The 17885-nt window shown below is 70.7% G+C and carries 13 protein-coding genes and 2 tRNA genes; 4 read left to right on the forward strand and 11 right to left on the reverse strand.

Annotated elements, in window-relative coordinates:
- Positions 1-60: 60 nt before the first annotated feature.
- From G8A07_RS07585 to G8A07_RS28260, 3 genes are all read right to left on the reverse strand, one after another.
- On the reverse strand, positions 61-1644 hold the full coding sequence (locus G8A07_RS07585; protein ID WP_195796446.1) for a serine hydrolase: 1584 nt from the start codon (positions 1642-1644) through the stop codon (positions 61-63).
- A 98-nt stretch (positions 1645-1742) separates the two neighbouring features.
- Positions 1743-2840: a ribosome small subunit-dependent GTPase A gene (gene rsgA / locus G8A07_RS07590; protein ID WP_195796447.1), complete on the reverse strand. Its 1098-nt coding sequence runs from the start codon at positions 2838-2840 to the stop codon at positions 1743-1745.
- Between the two features lie 500 nt (positions 2841-3340).
- A complete protein-coding gene (locus tag G8A07_RS28260; RefSeq protein ID WP_213086246.1) occupies positions 3341-4705 on the reverse strand; it encodes an EAL domain-containing protein in 1365 nt (454 codons plus the stop codon).
- Between the two features lie 330 nt (positions 4706-5035).
- Here G8A07_RS28260 and G8A07_RS07600 point away from each other — a divergent pair, with 330 nt between their 5' ends.
- From G8A07_RS07600 to G8A07_RS07610, 3 genes are read left to right on the forward strand one after another with little or no spacing between them, the layout of a single operon-like run.
- Positions 5036-6403 carry an efflux transporter outer membrane subunit gene (locus tag G8A07_RS07600; RefSeq protein ID WP_195796448.1) on the forward strand — a complete coding sequence of 456 codons (1368 nt, stop codon included), beginning with the start codon at positions 5036-5038 and terminating at the stop codon, positions 6401-6403.
- Between the two features lie 13 nt (positions 6404-6416).
- Positions 6417-7682: an efflux RND transporter periplasmic adaptor subunit gene (locus G8A07_RS07605; protein ID WP_249937261.1), complete on the forward strand. Its 1266-nt coding sequence runs from the start codon at positions 6417-6419 to the stop codon at positions 7680-7682.
- A 2-nt stretch (positions 7683-7684) separates the two neighbouring features.
- On the forward strand, positions 7685-9634 hold the full coding sequence (locus G8A07_RS07610; RefSeq protein ID WP_195796449.1) for a MacB family efflux pump subunit: 1950 nt from the start codon (positions 7685-7687) through the stop codon (positions 9632-9634).
- Between the two features lie 11 nt (positions 9635-9645).
- Here G8A07_RS07610 and G8A07_RS27715 read toward each other — a convergent pair whose 3' ends face one another.
- Entirely contained in the window at positions 9646-10533 is an 888-nt protein-coding gene (locus G8A07_RS27715) for a helix-turn-helix domain-containing protein (RefSeq protein ID WP_213086247.1), read from the reverse strand.
- Between the two features lie 76 nt (positions 10534-10609).
- Between G8A07_RS27715 and G8A07_RS07620 the strand changes: the two genes are divergently transcribed.
- Positions 10610-12094: an amidase family protein gene (locus G8A07_RS07620; protein WP_213086248.1), complete on the forward strand. Its 1485-nt coding sequence runs from the start codon at positions 10610-10612 to the stop codon at positions 12092-12094.
- Positions 12095-12406: 312 nt separating this feature from the next.
- On the opposite strand, the gene G8A07_RS07625 is transcribed toward G8A07_RS07620, so the two are convergent.
- The 7 genes from G8A07_RS07625 to cobA all read right to left on the reverse strand — a co-directional run bounded on the left by G8A07_RS07625 (position 12407) and on the right by cobA (position 17874).
- Positions 12407-12760: a zinc ribbon domain-containing protein YjdM gene (locus G8A07_RS07625; RefSeq protein ID WP_195796450.1), complete on the reverse strand. Its 354-nt coding sequence runs from the start codon at positions 12758-12760 to the stop codon at positions 12407-12409.
- A gap of 62 nt (positions 12761-12822) precedes the next feature.
- Positions 12823-12898: transfer RNA gene (locus G8A07_RS07630), tRNA-Asn, on the reverse strand.
- A 63-nt stretch (positions 12899-12961) separates the two neighbouring features.
- Positions 12962-13037, reverse strand: a tRNA-Asn gene (locus G8A07_RS07635).
- 36 nt (positions 13038-13073) lie between these two features.
- Positions 13074-15236, reverse strand: coding sequence for a TonB-dependent siderophore receptor (locus tag G8A07_RS07640; protein ID WP_195796451.1), 2163 nt, complete (start codon positions 15234-15236; stop codon positions 13074-13076).
- Between the two features lie 349 nt (positions 15237-15585).
- A complete protein-coding gene (locus tag G8A07_RS07645; protein ID WP_195796452.1) occupies positions 15586-16683 on the reverse strand; it encodes an NAD(P)/FAD-dependent oxidoreductase in 1098 nt (365 codons plus the stop codon).
- A 16-nt stretch (positions 16684-16699) separates the two neighbouring features.
- Entirely contained in the window at positions 16700-17023 is a 324-nt protein-coding gene (fdxA, locus tag G8A07_RS07650; protein ID WP_195796453.1) for a ferredoxin FdxA, read from the reverse strand.
- Positions 17024-17094: 71 nt separating this feature from the next.
- On the reverse strand, positions 17095-17874 hold the full coding sequence (gene cobA, locus G8A07_RS07655) for a uroporphyrinogen-III C-methyltransferase (protein WP_195796454.1): 780 nt from the start codon (positions 17872-17874) through the stop codon (positions 17095-17097).
- Positions 17875-17885 lie beyond the last annotated feature (11 nt).

The raw sequence follows: 17885 nt of genomic DNA on the forward strand, positions 1-17885 counted from the left end.
AAGCTCGGGAACGGCCCTGCGCTTGCTCAAGATCCTGTCGGGAAATTGCTGCGCCGCGGCTCAGCGCTCGCGCTCGAAGCGCAGGCCCTTGATGCGCGCGCTGTCCAGCCTGAAGCCGGTGACGGCGCCGCCGGCGTCGCGCGTCAGGCGCAGCAGTTGGCTGCTCTGCATCCAGTAGCCCTGACTGCGCAGCTCGATCAAGTCGCCCTCCAGGCCCAGCAGGGTCCAGGGCTCGGGGACCTTCATCAGCGGCCCCTCGGCCTGCAGCCGCTCGCCCTCGATGCGCCAGCGCAGGCCGGCATCGGGGCAGGTGTAGACGCCGTCCAGCCCGCTGGGCAGCGGCGTGCGCTCGACCATGCGGCGGCAATGCGCGACGCGGCCGGCGCCGATGTCCAGCAGCAGCCGGCCCTCGGAATCGAGCGCCGGCGCGGCGATCTCGAACTCGTAGGCGCCGCGCAGCGGCAGCCAGCGCCCGTCGGCCTGCTGTTGCAGCTCGAAGGGCACGCCCCATTGCTGCGCCATCAGCTGGCCGCTCGATTTCAGCGGGCTCAGTTCCAGCAGCTGACCCAGCTCCGCATCCAGCCACAGGCCGGCCAGCGCGGCGGCCGCGTCGGGGCGGGGCAGGGGCGCGGGCTTGTCCAGCAGCAGGCGCGCGACCTCGCGTGCGCGCTTGTAGGGGTTCAGCGCGCCGTCATTGGTGATCGCGACGATCGCCAACTTCGCCTCCGGCAGCAGCAGGAACTCGGTGCGGAAACCCGGCCACAGCCCGCCATGGCCCAGGGTGGCCAGGCCTTCCAGCTCGCCATGCTCCAGCCCATGGGCGTAGGGCGAGGCATAGCCGCCGGCCAGCGGCTCGCGTGCCATCAGGGTCTCGCTCAGGTTGGCGACGCCGGCCGCGGGCTCCAGCAGATGGGCGGCCCACAGCAGCATGTCCTGCACGCTGGAGACCATGCCGCCCTCGCCGCCATGCTCGAAGCCATGCTGGGCGCGCCGCCACTGGCCGCGTCCGTCGCCCAGATAGGGCGTGGCCAGGCCGGCCAGCGGCAGATCGCTCTCGACCAGCATGCGGGTCGCGTCCATGTTCAGCGGCGCGAAGAACTCCTCGCGCAGCAGCGCGTCCAGCGACTGGCCGCTGCAGCGCTCGGCGATCAGGCCCAGCAGCGCGAAGCCGCTGTTGCTGTAGAGAAAGCGGCTGCCGGGCGCGAAGTTCAGGTGCCGGCAGCGCGCGATCGCCTGCAGCAGCTGCGCGCGGCCGATGCGCTGGTCCAGCTGCACGCCGCCCAGGCGCAACAGCTCCAGCATGTCGGGCAGGCCGCTGCTGTTGCGCATCAGGTGGCCGATGCGCACGGTGGCCGGCAGCTCGGGCAGTTCGGGCAGATGCCGGCGGATGTCGTCCTCCAGGCTCAGCCGGCCGCGCCGCGCCAGCAGTGCCACCGCGGCGACGGTGAACTGCTTGGACACCGAGGCGATGCGCAGCAGGCTGTCGGCGCGCAGCGGCGTGCCTTGCTCGAGGCTGGCTTGGCCATAGCCCTTGGCCAGCAGCAGCTCGCCGTCGCGCATCACGCCGAGCGCATAACCGGGCGCGGCGCGGCCGCTCAGATCGGCGAACAGGGCATCGATGCGTTTGTGCAGGCTGTGGTCCATGGCGGGGCTCCCTCGTTGCGCGGCCAGTGTCGCATGGGGTCGCGCCGGCGCGCATCCATGCGATGGAGGGCGCCGCGCGCGCTGCGCACGAGGGGGGCTCAGGCCTCATTGCGTTTGCTGCGGATATGGGCATGCGCCGCGCGGCTGCGCGCCTTCCATTGCTGCAGCTGCGCGCGCCGCTCCAGCAGGCCCATGTCCTCGCGCCTGGCCTCGCGCTGCAGCTTCTGGTAGCTCTTCAGCCGCGCCGGCGCCAGCGCGGCGCGCACCGCGCAGCCGGGCTCCTCGTTATGGCTGCAGTTGCGGAAGCGGCAGGCGCGCGCCAGGGTCGCCACATCGTCGAAGGCTGCGTCCAGCTCGGCGCTGCTGGCGTCCAGCTGCAGGCCGCGCAGGCCCGGCGTGTCGATGATGCAGGCGCCGTCCGGCGTGCGGTGCAGGGTGCGCACCGTGGTCGTGTGGCGGCCGCGGCTGTCGTCCTCGCGCACCGCGCCGGTGGACTGCAGCGTGGCGCCGCACAGCGCATTGGTCAGGGTGGACTTGCCGGCGCCGCTGGAGCCCAGCAGCACCAGGGTCTGGCCGCGCCCCAGCCAGGGCGCCAGGCGCGCGCGCGTCGCCTCCGCCTGCGTGCCATCGACGGCCAGCACGCTGATCGCGCCGCCGTCGTGGCGTCGGCTGTGGGCCAGGTGGTCCTCCACGTCGGCCAGGCGCGCCTCCACGTCGCGGCACAGGTCGGCCTTGCTGAGCACGATGACGGTGGCCACGCCGGCGGCCCGCGTCAGCACCAGGTAGCGGTCCAGGCGTGCCAGCTTGAAGTCATGGTCCAGGCCCATCACCAGCAGGGCGGTGTCCACATTGCTGACCAGGGCCTGGCGCTGGCCCTCGGGGTCGCGCCGGCTCAGCAGGTTGAGCGGGGTCAGGCGTTGCCCGACCCAGGTCGCGCCGGCGGCGTCGGTGCGCGCCAGCACCCAGTCGCCGACCGCCAGCTGCTCGCCGGCGGCGAACAGGCGCTGCTGCAGCGCCGGCAGCAGCCGCGCGCGGCAGGCCGCGTGCGGCGCCTGCAGGTTCAGGCGGTCGCGCTGGACTTCGGTGACGCGCCACAGGCGCTCGTCGGGGGCCGACTCCAGGCCGGCCAGTTGGGGAAGCAGGGAAAGGTTCAGGCCCAGCGTGCGCAGGGCCTCGATATCGAGGATCTCGAGCATGATGATGATGTCGACGGACGAAAACGGAATGCGCCGGCGATGCGCCTGAGGGCGCGGGTCGCTGGAGCGATGGGTTTCGTGGCGTCGGCCGCGGCTCGCGCGCGGCAAGGAGGGCGGGAACGGGTCCGGCTGATTTGTCTCAGCGGGCGTTCGTCAGCGTCCCAGCAGCAGGCGTCGATGCGGCCGACAGCGGCAGGGCAAGATCAAATGCAGCCATGGCGGACTCCTGTGTTGGGTTGAGGAAGCGCGCAGTGTGCGCGCCGGGGGCGGTGGCGGTCAAGCGGGGTGTCGAAGGCGCGCCACAAAAGCAAAGGGCCAGCCCCTCGCGGGATTGGCCCTTTCTTACCGGACACCCTCCACGGAGAAGGGCGACGGGGTCTCTCACGTCGGCGCTGGTCACGGGTTCCAGGACTCTGCCCAATCTGCAGCCGGTTTCCGCCTCGGTGCTTTGCATTGTGCCGCCGCTTTGTGACGGCGATTTGACGGGCGGCAAGCTTTGTTCAGGCGGCCCGCTGCAGCGCCTGGCGCTCGGCATAGGCGTCGAACTCGGCCGCCGGCAGCGGCTTGCTGTAGAGATAGCCCTGGAAGGCGCGGCAGCCGATGCCGGCCAGGAAGTCGCGCTGGCCGGCAGTCTCGACGCCCTCGGCGATCACGCTCAGCCCCATCGTCAGGCCCAGGGTCGTGACGGTGCGCGCGATCGCCGCGTCCTGCGGGTTCTCCAGCACGTCCTGCACGAAGGACTTGTCGACCTTCAGCTCGTCCAGCGGCAGCTGCTTCAGGTAGGACAGCGAGGAATAGCCGGTGCCGAAATCGTCCAGCGACAGGCCCACGCCTTCGGCCTTCAGGATGCGCATCTTGGCGACGATGTCGTCCAGGTCGTTGACCAGCATGCTCTCGGTCAGCTCCAGCTTGAGCCGGCCCGGCCGCGCGCCGGAGCGCTGCAGGATCGACAGCAACTGCGGCACGAAATCGCGCTGGCGGAACTGCTGCGCGCTGACATTGACCGAGAGCGTCAGCTCGCGCAGCTGCGGATGCTCGGCCCAGGCCACCAGCTGCGCGCAGGCTCGGCCCAGTACCCAATGGCCCAGCGGTAGGATCTGGCCGCTTTGCTCCGCCACCGGGATGAACTCGGCCGGCGATACCGGCCCGCGGCCGGGATGAGTCCAGCGCAGCAGGGCCTCGGCGCCGCGCACGCGGCCCGCGGTGTCGACCTGGGGCTGGTAGACCAGCGCGAACTGCTGCTGCGGATCCTGCAGCGCGCGGCGCAGGTCGGCCACCATGGCCTTGTGCTCGGCCACCTCGGACAGCATCACATAGAGCAGCGCATACATCACCGCCATCGCCATCGCGCTGTTGGCCCAGGAACCGAGCACGCGCAGCTCGTCCGGCAGGGCATGGGGCGTGACGATGCCCCATTGCGTGCTGCCGAACACGAAGAAGGCCGCGAAGCACAGCAGCGGCGCGCCATGGCGCAGCCAGGGGCGATCGTTGCGGAACAGCAGCAGCGCGGTGGCGCCCAGCGCCAGCAGGTAGTGATGGGTGACGCGCGGCGCGCGCGGGCTCGGGATGTCGAGGAACACGCACATCAGGCACAGCACGAGCAGCAGCATGCCGACCAGCAGCAGCGAGGCGCCGCGCGTGTCGCCGCGACGCGCCAGCCGCACGCACCAGGCGCCGGTGCCGCCCATCAGCAGGTTCGCGGCGACCAGCAGCGTATCGCCCTGCCAGGCGAAATAGCCACCCCAGACCAGGCTGACCAGGACCAGCGCGACGCTGCCCACGCGCAGCGCGCGGCGCACGCGGGTGGAATGTCGGTGGCCGGCCGCTCCCTGGGGAATGGCGCTGCTGGGGTTGGTGGAAGTCATCGGACGGCGGCGAGGTTCAGGGGCGGTCCCAGCCCGGAGGCGGACGGGGCGCAGGCGAGCGTCGGGGCGCTCGGCGGTCGAGCGGCAGGCTCATCGGCATGGCGGTCCTGATTTCCACTCCACGCGAAGGCCCGATGCTAGTCCCGCTGGCGCTGCTGCGGCGCGCCGCCGGGCGCGCAGCGGTGAACAATGCCACGCATTTGCCGTAGGCGTACGCTAACGGCGCGCCCGGGTGCATGGCGACGCGGGTTTGCGAGCCCGAAGCGCCGCGCTGCTTTACTTCACAAAGCCTTCAGCGGACAGAGACAAAGCCTGGGCATCATGCGGGGCATGAGGCTCGCTTTCCGTCCCTTCGCCATCCTGCCGCTCGCGTCCTTGCTGCTGGCCGGCTGCGTCAACCTGGCGCCCGCCTACCAGCGCCCGCCGCCCGCGGTGCCCACCGAGGGGCAGGCCGCGGCGCAGGATGCCGCCGAGCTGCCCTGGCGCGGCTTCTATATCGAGGCGCGGCTGCGCCAGGTGATCGAGCTGGCGCTGCACAACAACCGCGACCTGCGCGTCGCGGCGCTGAGCGTCGAGCGCGCCCGCGCGGCCTACCAGGTGCAGCAGGCCGCCGAACTGCCGGGCCTGAACCTGTCGGCCGATGCCAACCGCAGCAAGGACAATGGCAACCGTTTCTCCGCCAACCTGGGCCTGGCGGCCTTCGAGCTGGATTTCTTCGGCCGGGTGAAGAACCTCAACGAAGCCGCGCTGCAAGGCTTCCTGAAGAGCGAGGCGGCGCGCCGCAGCGCGCAGATCAGCCTGGTGGCCGAGACCGCCAATGCCTGGCTGACCCTGGCCGCCGACCTGGAGCGCCAGCGCCTGGCGCAGCGCACCCTGGAGAGCCGCCAGCGCAGCCTGGAACTGACCCAGACCCGCTACCGCCTGGGCGCGGTCGGCGGCCTGCCGCTGGCCCAGGCGCAGAGCGCGCTGGACAGCGCGCGCACCGAGCTGGCCGGCCAGGCCGCGCAGACTGCGCAGGACCGCCATGCGCTGGAGCTGCTGGCCGGCGCGGCCCTGCCCGAGGCGCTGCTGCCGCGGCCCGACGAAGGCCTGGGCCGCGAGATCGCGCTGCTGCCGGCGCTGCCGGCCGGCGTGCCGTCGAGCGTGCTGCAGCGCCGGCCCGATGTGCTGGCGGCCGAGCATGCGCTGCAGGGCGCCAACGCCGACATCGGCGCGGCGCGCGCGGCGCGCTTCCCGCGCATCAGCTTGAGCGGCACCTTGGGCAGCGCCAGCAGCGAGCTGGGCCGGCTGTTCGAGCGCGGCAGCTGGAGCTTCGGTCCTTCGCTGACCCTGCCGATCTTCGACGGCGGCGCGGGCCGCGCCAATGTGCGTGCCAGCGAGCTGGACCGCGACATCGCGCTGGCCCAGTACGACAAGGCGGTGCAGAGCGCCTTCCGCGAGGTGGCCGATGCGCTGGCCGTCAGCGCCAGCCTGACGGAGCGCCTGGCGGCCCAGCAAGCCCTGTATGCCAGCGCCGAACGCCAGCTGCGCCTGGCCGAGGCCGCCTACCGCGCCGGCGGCAGCAGCCAGCTGGAGCTGCTGGACGCGCAGCGCTCGCTCTACGCGGCCGAATCGGCCCTGATCGCGCTGCGCCAGACCGCGCAGGGCAACCGCATCACGCTCTACAAGGTGCTGGGCGGCGGTTGGAACGATGCATGACAGGCAGGCAAGCATGAAGAGCGACGACATGGCGACCCAAGGCAATGACAGGAAGCGCGGCGGCGGCGCGAAGAAGCGGGCGGCGCTGCGCTGGGGCGCAGCGGCCTTGCTGCTGGCGCTGGCGGCCTTCGGCATCAAGCGGCTCTGGTTCACGGCGGAGCCCCGGCCGCAGGTGGCCACCGCAGCGGTGACGCGCGCCGACATCGAGGACACGGTGCTGGCCACCGGCACCATCGGCGCGGCCCAGCTGGTCAGCGTCGGCGCCCAGGTGACCGGCCAGGTCAAGCGGCTGCATGTGCAGCTGGGCGACGCGGTCAAGCAGGGCCAGCCGATCGCCGAGATCGACGCGCTGCCGCAGCAGAACGCGCTGCGCAATGCGCAGGCCCAGGTGCAGAGCGCCGAGGCCCAGCTGCGCGCCAAGCAGGCGGCGCTGGCCCAGGCCGGCCTGGTGGCGAAGCGCCAGCGCGAGCTGGTGGCGGCCGATGCCGGCGCGCGCGCCGACCTCGAGAGCGCCGAGGCCACGCTGGCGACCACCCAGGCCGAGATCGAGGCGCTGCAGGCGCAGATCCGCCAGGCCAAGGTGGCCGAGAGCACGGCGGAGCTGAACCTGTCCTACACCCGGGTGACCGCGCCGATGGACGGCGTGGTCGTCGCGATCGTCACCGAGCAGGGCCAGACGGTGAACGCCAACCAGTCGGCGCCCACTCTCATCAAGCTGGCGCGGCTGGACCTGATGACGGTGAAGGCGCAGATCTCCGAGGCCGATGTGCCGCGCGTCAAGGCCGGCATGCCGGTCTACTTCAGCCTGCTGGGCGAGCCGGACCGCCGCATCGAGGCCAGCCTGCGCGCGGTGGAGCCCGGCCCGACGACGATCGCTACTGATGCCAGCGGCTCCAGCAGCAGCTCGGGCAGCGGCGGCAGCAGCGCGTCGGGCACCAGCGCGATCTACTACAACGGCATCTTCGACGTGCCCAACCCGGACGGCCGGCTGCGCATCAACATGACCGCGCAGACCACCATCGTGCTGGCCACCGCCAAGAAGGCGCTGAGCCTGCCCAGCGCGGCGCTGGGGCCGCGCGCGCGCGACGGCAGCTACCGCGTGCGCGTGCTGCAGGGCGACGGCCAGATCGTCGAGAAGAAGGTGCGGGTGGGCCTGAACAACCGGGTCACGGCCGAGGTGCTGGACGGCCTGACGGAGGGCGAGCAGGTGGTCACCACCGAGGCGGTGGCCGGGGCCGGCCCGTCGATGGGCCGCCGCGGCGGCGTGCGGATGTTTTGACCATGGGCGCCTTGCTGGAGGTGCGCGGTCTGACGCGCGAGTTCCCGGCCGGGGAGGGCGTCGTCGCGGTGCTGCGCGATGTGGACCTGACGATCGCGGCCGGCGAGATGGTGGCGATCATGGGCCCGTCGGGCTCGGGCAAGTCCACCCTGATGAACATCCTGGGCTGCCTGGATAAACCGACGCGCGGCAGCTACCGGGTTGCCGGCCAGGAGACCGGCGCGATGGACCCGGACGCGCTGGCGCGGCTGCGGCGCGAGCATTTCGGCTTCATCTTCCAGCGCTACCAGCTGCTGGGCGATCTGAGCGCGCTGGGCAATGTCGAGATCCCGGCCATCTATGCCGGCGCACCGGCCGCCGCGCGGCATGAGCGCGGCCGCCAGCTGCTGGCGCGGCTGGGCCTGGCGGAGCGGCTGCGGCACCGGCCCGGCCAGCTCTCGGGCGGGCAGCAGCAGCGCGTCTCGATCGCGCGCGCGCTGATGAACGGCGGCGACGTGATCCTGGCCGACGAGCCCACCGGCGCGCTGGACCAGGCCAGCGGCCGCGAGGTGATGAAGATCCTCGAGGAGCTGCATGCCGACGGCCACACCATCATCCTGGTGACGCATGACGCGCAGGTGGCCGAGCATGCGCAGCGCGTGATCGAGATCAGCGACGGCCGCATCGTCGCGGACCGGCGCAAGCCCGAGGCGCCACCGCCCGCCGCGCTGCAGCGCGCGAGCGAGCCGAAGGTCGCGAAGCTGTTCGGCGATGTGCTGGGCCGCGTCGGCGAGGCCACGCGCATGGCGCTGCGCGCGATGGTGAACCACCGGCTGCGCACCCTGCTGACGATGCTGGGCATCATCATCGGCATCGCCTCGGTGGTCTCGGTCGTCGCCCTGGGCGAGGGCTCGCGCCAGCGCATCCTGGCCGACATCAGCGCGATGGGCACCAACACGATCGACATCCTGCCCGGCAGCGGCTTCGGCGACCGCCGCGCCGGCGCGGTGCGCACCCTGCGCGCCGGCGACGCGGACGCGCTGGCCCAGCTCGGCTATGTGGACAGCGTGACGCCCTCGGTCTCGGCCAATGTCGGGCTGCGCTACCGCAATGTCGACGTGGCGGCCAATGTGACCGGGGTCGGCGAGCAGTTCTTCCGCGTGCGTGGCTACGAGTTTGCGCGCGGCCAGGCCTTCGATCTGCAGGCGGTGCGCCTGCGCGCGCAGGAGGCGGTGATCGACGACAACACGCGCAAGAGCCTGTTCCCGAACGGCGAGCCCGCGCTGGGCCAGGTGATCCTGCTGGGCACGGTGCCGGTGCGCATCGTCGGCGTGACGGCCAAGAAGAGCAGCCCCTTCGGCAACGAGGACGCGCTGAACATCTGGATCCCCTACACCACCGCGATGAGCCGCATCACCGGCCAGGACTATCTGCGCAGCCTGACCGTGCGCGTCAGCGACAGCGTGCCCAGCCAGGTGGCGGAGCAGGGCATCAGCAAGCTGCTGAGCCAGCGCCATGGCAAGCAGGATTTCTTCCTGATGAATACCGACAGCGTGCGCCAGACCATCGAGCAGACCACGCAGACCATCACCCTGCTGATCTCCTCGATCGCGTTGATCTCGCTGCTGGTGGGCGGCATCGGCGTGATGAACATCATGCTGGTCTCGGTGACGGAGCGCACGCAGGAGATCGGCGTGCGCATGGCGGTGGGCGCGCGGCAGAGCGACATCCTGCGCCAGTTCCTGATCGAGGCGGTGCTGGTCTGCCTGATCGGCGGCGCCCTGGGCGTCGGCCTGGCCCTGAGCGGCGGCCTGCTGTTCGACCGCTTCGCCAGCGATTTCCGCATGGTGTTCTCGGCCTGGTCCATCCTCGGCGCCTTTGGCGTCTCGACCCTGATCGGCGTGGCCTTCGGCTTCCTGCCGGCGCGCAGCGCGGCAAGACTTGACCCCGTGGAGGCGCTGGCGCGGCCCTGAAACGTCAGGTGTCAGGCCAGGCTCAGTGCCCGGTAGTCCGAGGGCGTGATGCCGCAGGCCCGGTGCCAGGCATGGGCGAAATGCGCGGAGTCGTAGAAGCCCGCCGCATGGGCGATCTCGGTCAGCGACGCCGCCCCGCGCAGCGCGCAGCCCGCCAGGCTCAGGCGTACCGCCCGGCGCAGCTGACCGTGGCTCAGGCCGGCGCGGCCGAGCTGGCGCTGCAGGGTGCGGGTGCTGCAGCCCAGCTCGGTGGCGCTGCGCGCGAGATCGGCCTCGGGGGCGAGACGCAGCGCGTCCAGCAACTCGGGGATGCAGCCGCCGCGCAGGCCCAGCGCCCGCCAGGCGCGCCGCAGGCCGTCGTCGCTTGGGCCAGCATCGCCCAAGCGTCGCAGGCTGGCCGCACAGGCCGTCACCGTGATGCGGCGGAACTCGTCATCGGCGATGCCCGGTGCGGTACGGCGTTCCTCGAGCCGCACTGATGCTCCGTCCGCCAGCCGGGTGCGCACGCCCAGCGGCGCCAGCCGGTTGTAGCCGTTCCAGCGGTGTTGGAAGCTCCGGTCGTCGGGGTCGCCGCGCATCAGCTCGGCCACCGGATTGGCATCCAGCGCGGCCAGCGTCGCCAGGCGCCGCGTCAGCGCGCTCTCGCTCAGACCGGCGGCGCGCGCGGCACGGCTGGCCTGCGCATAGCGCCGGTGCGGCAGCAGGCCGGTGACGACGCCGTCCACGCACCAGGCGAACAGGGCCCGCGGCTCCAGTGCCAGCGGGCCGACCGCGGCCTGCAGCAGGTGATAGCTCTGCGGCCCGCCATCGGCGGTTTCTTCTTCCTTCGCATGTGGCGCGCCGGTACAAGCCTGCCGCGCCGCGGCTGGGCACAGTGGTGAAGGCGAGGACGGGGCCATGACGAGCGATTCTGGCATGTGCAGGCACGCGGCGGCCCCGATGGATCAACGAGTAAGGAAAGAAAGGATGGATGCGATGGATCGACGCTTGCTGTTGAAACAAGGCGCCGTCGGCGCGCTGGGCGGTGCGGCAGCCGCGGCAATGGCCGAGGGCGATGATGATGCGCTGGGGCGGCTCGATGCGACGGCGCAGGCGGCGCTGGTGCGTGCCGGGGCGGTGTCGCCGCTGGAGCTGGTCGATGCGGCGATCGCGCGCATCGAGCGGCTCAACCCGCGCTTCAATGCGCTCGCTGCGCCCTGCTTCGAGCGGGCCCGCGCGGCGGCACGCCGGCAGGGGCTGGCGCAGACGCCGGGGCCGTTTCCCGGCGTACCCTATGCGATCAAGGACCTGCTCGATGTGCAGGGCGTGCGCCGCAGCTCCGGCTCGCGGCTGCTGCGCGAGCATGTGCCGGCGCAGAGCGCCGAGCTGGTGCTGCGCACGGAGGCGGCGGGCCTGCTGATCCTGGCCAAGACCGCGACGCCGGAGTTCGCGCTCAATGCCAGCACCGAGCCGCTGCTGGGCGGGCCGGTGCGCAACCCGCTAGATCCCGCGCGCTCCAGCGGCGGCTCCTCGGGCGGCGCGGCGGCGATGGTGACCTCGGGCATGCTGCCGCTGGCCCATGCTAGCGACGGCGGCGGCTCGATCCGTATCCCGGCCTCCTGCTGCGGGCTGTTCGGTCTCAAGCCCAGCCGTGGCCGCATGGTCGGCTCGAGCGCCGCGGACAGCGGCGTCGAGCATGCGCTGAGCCGCTCGGTGCGCGACAGCGCGCAGCTGTTCGCCTGGAATCAGCGCAGCGACGCGGCGGCGCCGCTGCCGCCGATCCCGCTGCTGGAGGGACCGCCGCGCGCACGCCGGACGCCGCTGCGCATCGGTCTGTGCGTCGACGATCTGCAGGGCCGTGCGCCCGCGCCCGCGGTGCGGGCCGCGACCCTGGCCGCCGCGCGCCTGTGCGAACGGACGCTGGGGCACCGGGTGCTGCCGGTCCGCCGCCTGCCGGTGGATGGCGAGCGCTTCATGGCGCAGTTCATGGTGGTCTGGAGCGGCGGCGCCGAGCGCCTGCTGAGCCAGGCCGAGGCCGATCCGGCCTCGAGCCGGCGGATCGAGGCCGTGCTGGAACCCTGGACCCTGCATCTGGCGGCCCATGCCCGCGGCCTGCCGGCCGAGGCGCAGACCCACGCCCGTGCCTACTTCGCCCAGATCGCGCGCGAGCTGGACGAATGGTTCGTGAGCACGGGCTGCGATCTGCTGCTGACGCCGGTGCTGGCCGATGTGCCGCCACCGCTGGGCTATCTGGGCCCGGCGGTACCGGGGCCGCTGATGTGGGAGCGGCTGATGCGCTATGTCGGCTACACGCCGTTGCACAACGTCGCGGGCACGCCGGCGATGTCGGTGCCGCTGGGACGCGATCCCACCACCGGCCTGCCGATCGGCGCGCAGTTCGCGGCGCGGCTGGGGCAGGAGCAGAAGTTGTTCGAGCTGGCGTATGAGCTGGAGGCGGCGCAGCCTTGGGAGGAGGGCTGAGCGGCGAGCGGGAACGCTCGTCGGGGCTGACGGGGCGTCCGGAGGGGGAGATTTCAAGCCAGAGCTTTTCTCGGACTTGAGATTGCGCGGGCAGACGCCAAGGTCAGGTCCGCGACCCTGAACTGGAAGCACCCCCTGGTCTAACTGTTGGCGCCGCTTCTGCTATTCCTCTTCTTTGTCGAATTTTCTCCACCCTTTGCGCCACCGCGGGCCACCCGGGCGGCGCAGGAGTAGTCGCTGCAGGTGGAGGTGCACGACACAAGGAGGAATCGGGCAAGACAGCCCGTCAATGCACGAAGCAAGAGGAGGTGTTCAGACCTTCTTCACAAATTCCGACTTCAACCCCATCGCTCCGATCCCATCGATCTTGCAGTCGATGTCATGGTCGCCCTCGGTCAAGCGGATGTTCTTGACCTTGGTGCCGACCTTGACGACCAGGGACGAGCCCTTGATTTTCAGGTCCTTGATCACGGTGACCGTGTCGCCGTCCTGCAGGATGTTGCCCACGGCGTCCTTGATGAGGATGACGCGAGCCTCTTCGGTCGCAGCGGTATCCGGCCCCTGAACCGACCATTCATGGCCGCATTCGGGGCAGATGAGCTGGGCCCCATCCTCATAGGTGTAGACCGAGGTGCATTTGGGGCAGGCGGGCAGGGTGTTGCTCATGTGGTGAGATCTCCGGGAGAAATGAAAAAGCCCCACACGCTTGCGCGTGCAGGGCTTCAAAGTGGCTCCTCGACCTGGGCTCGAACCAGGGACCTACGGATTAACAGTCCGGCGCTCTACCGACTGAGCTATCGAGGAATTGTTTGCTTCTGCTATGTCGGCATGTCGATCGGTTGCGACATGCGTCTTGATGGGTTCTGTTGGCTCCCCGACCTGGGCTCGAACCAGGGACCTACGGATTAACAGTCCGGCGCTCTACCGACTGAGCTATCGGGGAACAGAGCCTTGCATTATAGCCAGAAAAAATCCTGGTTTACAAGCTTGTCTCCAAACTGATGCGCCAGGTGCGCGGTTCGAGCGGGTACAGGTACGCATGGCCGTACTGGAAGGGCGATTCCTTCCAGGCGCGGCGGTTCGCCAGGTTGTCCACGCCGGCGCGCCAGGTCAGTTGCTGGCCGCCGCCGAGTTGCTGCTCGTAGCGCAGGCCGGCATCGAGGCGGGTCCAGCCGGGGATCTTCAGGCTGTTGTCGGGCAGCACGGCGCGCGGGCCTTCGTAGACCAGGCCCGCCTGCAGCTGCAGGCCGCCGATGAGGTCCTGGCGGCCCTGCAGCTTGAGCGCGGTCTCGGCCACGTTGGCGGGCTTCAGGCCGTTCAGGCTGGCATCGGCGCTGCCATGGCGGCGCGCCCTGAGCTTCATCGCGCTGGCCAGCAGGCCGCCACCGGACCATTTCAGGTCGGCCTGGGCCTCGAGGCCGCGATGGCGGGCGGTGCCGTCGGCCGCGCGGGTGCAGCTGAGGTTGGCGTCGCAGGTGCCGATGTCGCGCCATTGCGGGCGCTTGATGTCGAAGGCGGCGATGCCCCAGTCCACCGTCGAGCTGCCGGCCTTCAGTCCGATCTCCAGCTGGCGGCTCTTCTGCGCGGGCAGGGCCTGGCCGGGATTGTTGTAGCGGCCGCGGTTCGGGATCACCTCGGACTCGACGCCCTCGCCCCAGCTGGCATAGGCCATCAGCTGCGGCGTCAGCGCCTGGCTCAGGCCCAGCCAGGGCGTGGTGAAGTTCTGCTTGTAGCTGGTCGCGCGCGAGCCGTCGGTGCGCACGCTCTCGCGCTTGAGCTGCGTGTGGCGCAGGCCGAGCCAGCCCTGCAGGCCCGGCAGCAGCGCGTCGAGGCCGACGCTGTCGCGCAGATAGAACTCGGTGCTGCGCTCGTCGCGGTTGGTGTTCTCGTCGGTCAGGCTCGGGTCGGCCGGCGTGCGGCTCTTGCCATCGATCGTGCCGACGCCGACCAGGTTGTAGGCCTGGCGCTGGAAGCGGCTTTCGAAGCGGCTCAGCAGCAGGCCGGTGCTCAGCTCGTGGCGCAGCGGCCCGGTCCTGAACTTGCCGGCCAGCGACAGATCCAGCGCATCGCTGTCGCGACGCTCGTTCTCGCTGCGGAAGTCCCAGATCGAGAAGCTGCCGTCGGCGGCGAAGCGGTCGCAGGGGGCGCAGTCATAGCTGACCGGGTCGTACTTGCCGGAGGCGTAGGCCAGCCGGTCATCCGTCTTCAGCCGCTGCACGCCCAGATGCGCCTGCGCCTTCCAGTCGGCGTTCAGGCGTTGCGTCAGGCGCAGCGAGGCATGGGTGTTGTCGAACACCACCGGCTGGCTCCAGGCCTGGTTGTTCAGGTTGATGCGCGGGTCGATGTCCTTGGCCGAGGGCAGCTTGCTGCCCAGCAGGCTGAAACCGGGCTGGCTGGGCTGGCTCTGGCGGTTCCATTCGAACTCGGCCTCGACCAGGGTATCGGACGTGGCGCGCCAGTCGCCGGCCAGGGCCAGCAGCCGGCGATCGCCCTTGGCGTCGCGCAGCAGCGGACGCAGCTCGGCCGCGGCGGCATTGATGCGCAGGCCGAAGACCTGACCCGCGCCGAAGCGGCGGCTCCAGTCCAGCGCGGCCTGGGCCGTGCCGCGCTCGCTGAGGGCCAGCGTGAGGTTGGTCAGCGGTGCCGCGGTCGGGCGCTTGACCAGCAGGTTCACCAGGCCACCGGGCGCGCTGGTGCCGGACTGGATGCCGCTGGTGCCCTTCAGCAGCTCGATGCCGCTCTTGTTGCCCAGGGCCAGCGCGGTCTCGGCATTGATCGGCAGGCCGTCGCGGCGGTAGTTGAAGCGGTTGTCGAGGTCGAAGCCGCGCACCTTCAGGTAGGAGACATAGCCCTGCGAGTTGTAGGCGTCGCCGACGCTGGCATCGAAGTTGGTCAGGCCCGAGAGCCCATCGATGCCGGCATCGAGCAGCCGCTCGGCACTCAGCACCGAGGCCTGCAGCGGTAGCTTGGCGACCGGCGTCTCGCCGCCGAAACCGCCGATCGTGACCGGCGCGTCGGCGCTGCGGCCGCTGACCGTGACGGTCGGCAGGGCCTGTTGCTGTTGCGACTGCTGTTGCGCCAGCGCGGGCAGGGCCAGCAGCAGCGAGGAGAAGAGGGTGGAGAGTTTGCGGGTGGATGCCATCGGATCAACTGCTAGTACAACAACAAGCGATGGCAGGGCGGCTCACGAGCCCAGATGGATGTCGAACCGCGGCGAGAAAGGACCGGAGGACAGGTCGACCTGGGCGTCTTGCGTGCTTCCCTGCGCGAGGATTACCTCAGGCCAACAAGATATGCATCTGTTGACCTCGCGGCCGAAGCCGCCGATCAGGTTCAAAGGGACTTTCTCAGCCGGCCTGTCCTGTGGGACGGGCCAGCACCCCTAGCGACTGCCGAGGCCCGAAGCCGCGACAGTGGTGCGATTGTAAGGGCCTACAAGCACAAGGCCCGCGCGCGGCGGGCCTTGTGTCCTGTGACTCGCCAGCGGCCGATCAATCAAACACCGGCGACTCTACCCCCAGCACCTTGTGCAGCTTCGGGCTGGTGGTCGTGTACTGCAGGTGCACGCGCTTGTCCGGGAACACATAGGGCGCGGCACCGAAGGCGGCCAGCGCGGCCTCGTGGAAGCCGGACAGGATCAGCTTCTTCTTGCCCGGGTAGGTGTTGACGTCGCCCACCGCGAAGATGCCGGGCACGCTGGTCTCGAACTTCTCGGTGTCGACGACGATCTGCTTGCGCTCCAGCGCCAGGCCCCATTCGGCGATCGGGCCCAGCTTCGGGCTCAGGCCGAAGAAGGCCAGGATCTGGTCGCAGGGCACGATGCGGGTGACGCCGTCGGCGCCGGTGACCTTGGCGCCGGTCAGCAGGCCGCCTTCCTCGACGATGCCCGTCACCTGGCCGACCAGGAACTGCATCTCATGCGCCTCGCACAGCGCATGCATCTTCGCGACGTTGGCCGGCGCGGCCTTGAAGCCATCGCGCCGGTGCAGCAGGATCACGCTCTCGGCCTTGTGCGGGTTGCCGTCCTCGTTGCCGGCGCAGAAGTTCAGCGCCCAGTCCAGCGCCGAATCGCCGCCGCCGACCACCAGCAGGTTCTTGCCGGCGAACTGCTCGGGCCCGCGCACGCGGTAATGCACCTGCGTGCCCTCGAAGGGCTCGACGCCCTCGACCTTCAGGGTGCGCGGCTGGAAGCTGCCGACGCCGCCGGCGATGAAGATGGTCTTGGTCAGGAAGCGCGTGCCCTTGGCCGTCTCGACATAGAAACGCCCGCCGCAATCAGCCCCTTCCTCGCATTTCTGCACCACCGTGACCTCCTGGCCCAGGTGGAAGGTCGCGCCGAAAGGCTCGATCTGCTTGAGCAGGCTGTCGGTCAGCTCCTTGCCGGTGCACATGGGCACGGCCGGGATGTCGTAGATCGGCTTGTCGGGGTAGAGCTCGATGCATTGCCCGCCGGGGTAGGCCAGCGAGTCGATGATATGGGCCTTGATCTCCAGCAGGCCCAGCTCGAAGACCTGGAACAGGCCCACCGGGCCGGCACCGACGATCACGGCGTCGGTCTCGATGATCGGGGCGGGCAGGGGGCTGCTCATGGGCGGCGGCCTTGCCTCAGCGGATCAGCTCGGCCAGCTTGCCGGTCTTGTCTTTCCACTCGTCGGCGTCCGGCAGGGCCGGCTTGCGCTTGGTGATGCTGGGCCAGGCCTTCGCCAGGTCGGCATTGAGCTTGATCATGTGCTGCTGGTTGCCCGGCACATCCTCCTCCGGCACGATGGCATTGGCCGGGCACTCGGGGATGCAGACCGCACAGTCGATGCACTCGTCCGGATCGATGGTCAGGAAGTTGGGGCCTTCGCGGAAGCAGTCAACGGGGCAGACATCGACGCAATCGGTGTACTTGCAGCGGATGCAGGCTTCGGTAACGACGTGGGTCATGGTGGGGCAACTCGGTTCTTATGGGCGTGCGCGCCGGCGCAGGGCGCACCGGGACAGGGCAGAGGCGGATTTTAATCGCTGAGGGCGCGGGTACGGGCTTGTTCCTGCGCAAGCCCGGTGGCCTTGATGGTTTTGCGGGGGCGGGCGCTGACCGCCCGGGCGCCGGCGCCGACGGTGACGACGGTGGGCCGGCCGCGGTGCAGCAGCGCCGCGGCCGCAAGACCTGACACCGGATGTTCGCTGGCCAGCGCGTCCGGCCAGCCGGCGCGCGAGACCACGCTGCAGGGCGCGTCCGGCGCCCAGCCGGCCTCGACCAGCTTGCGCGCCAGCGCCGCCAGCTGGCGGCCGGCCATGTAGAACACCTCGGTGTCGGCGCTCTTGCCGCCTTGCAGATCGCCCTCGCGGGTCATCGCGGTGGTGAGGCTGACGCTGCGGCCCTGGCCGCGGCGGGTCAACGGGCGCTGGGTCTGGGCCGCCGCGGCGATCGCCGCAGTGACGCCGGGCACCACCTCGATGTCGTCCGGTGGGATGCCGGCGGCGGCCAGCGCCTCCAGCTCCTCCTCCAGGCGGCCGAAGATGCTGGCGTCGCCGCCCTTCAGGCGCACGACCAGGGCATGCTGCCGAGCCATCTTGACCAGCAGCGCGTCGATCGCGGTCTGCGCGGTGGCGTCGGCCGAGAAGCCGCGCTTGCCGACGTCCAGCCACTGCGCCTGTGGCGCGAATTCGCGCAGGGCCGGGTCGGTCAGGGCGTCGAACAGCACCACGTCCGCCCGTTGCAGCGCACGCGCGCCGCGCAGGGTGATCAGGTCCGCGGCCCCGGGGCCGGCGCTGACGAAGATGACCTTGCCCATGTCTGCCAACT

The sequence above is a fragment of the Roseateles sp. DAIF2 genome, assembly GCF_015624425.1.
Classification (GTDB): Bacteria; Pseudomonadota; Gammaproteobacteria; order Burkholderiales; family Burkholderiaceae_C; genus Kinneretia.

What these genes read in the sequence shown, in the direction of transcription:
- G8A07_RS07605 (WP_249937261.1), top strand. Translation starts at nt 6,417, where the DNA reads ATGAAGAGCGACGACATGGCGACCCAAGGCAATGACAGGAAGCGCGGC.
- G8A07_RS07585 (WP_195796446.1), bottom strand. Translation starts at nt 1,644, where the DNA reads ATGGACCACAGCCTGCACAAACGCATCGATGCCCTGTTCGCCGATCTG.
- G8A07_RS27715 (WP_213086247.1), bottom strand. Translation starts at nt 10,533, where the DNA reads ATGGCCCCGTCCTCGCCTTCACCACTGTGCCCAGCCGCGGCGCGGCAG.
- G8A07_RS07610 (WP_195796449.1), top strand. Translation starts at nt 7,685, where the DNA reads ATGGGCGCCTTGCTGGAGGTGCGCGGTCTGACGCGCGAGTTCCCGGCC.
- G8A07_RS07625 (WP_195796450.1), bottom strand. Translation starts at nt 12,760, where the DNA reads ATGAGCAACACCCTGCCCGCCTGCCCCAAATGCACCTCGGTCTACACC.
- G8A07_RS07645 (WP_195796452.1), bottom strand. Translation starts at nt 16,683, where the DNA reads ATGAGCAGCCCCCTGCCCGCCCCGATCATCGAGACCGACGCCGTGATC.
- G8A07_RS07600 (WP_195796448.1), top strand. Translation starts at nt 5,036, where the DNA reads ATGAGGCTCGCTTTCCGTCCCTTCGCCATCCTGCCGCTCGCGTCCTTG.
- rsgA (WP_195796447.1), bottom strand. Translation starts at nt 2,840, where the DNA reads ATGCTCGAGATCCTCGATATCGAGGCCCTGCGCACGCTGGGCCTGAAC.
- fdxA (WP_195796453.1), bottom strand. Translation starts at nt 17,023, where the DNA reads ATGACCCACGTCGTTACCGAAGCCTGCATCCGCTGCAAGTACACCGAT.
- G8A07_RS28260 (WP_213086246.1), bottom strand. Translation starts at nt 4,705, where the DNA reads ATGACTTCCACCAACCCCAGCAGCGCCATTCCCCAGGGAGCGGCCGGC.
- cobA (WP_195796454.1), bottom strand. Translation starts at nt 17,874, where the DNA reads ATGGGCAAGGTCATCTTCGTCAGCGCCGGCCCCGGGGCCGCGGACCTG.
- G8A07_RS07640 (WP_195796451.1), bottom strand. Translation starts at nt 15,236, where the DNA reads ATGGCATCCACCCGCAAACTCTCCACCCTCTTCTCCTCGCTGCTGCTG.
- G8A07_RS07620 (WP_213086248.1), top strand. Translation starts at nt 10,610, where the DNA reads ATGGATCGACGCTTGCTGTTGAAACAAGGCGCCGTCGGCGCGCTGGGC.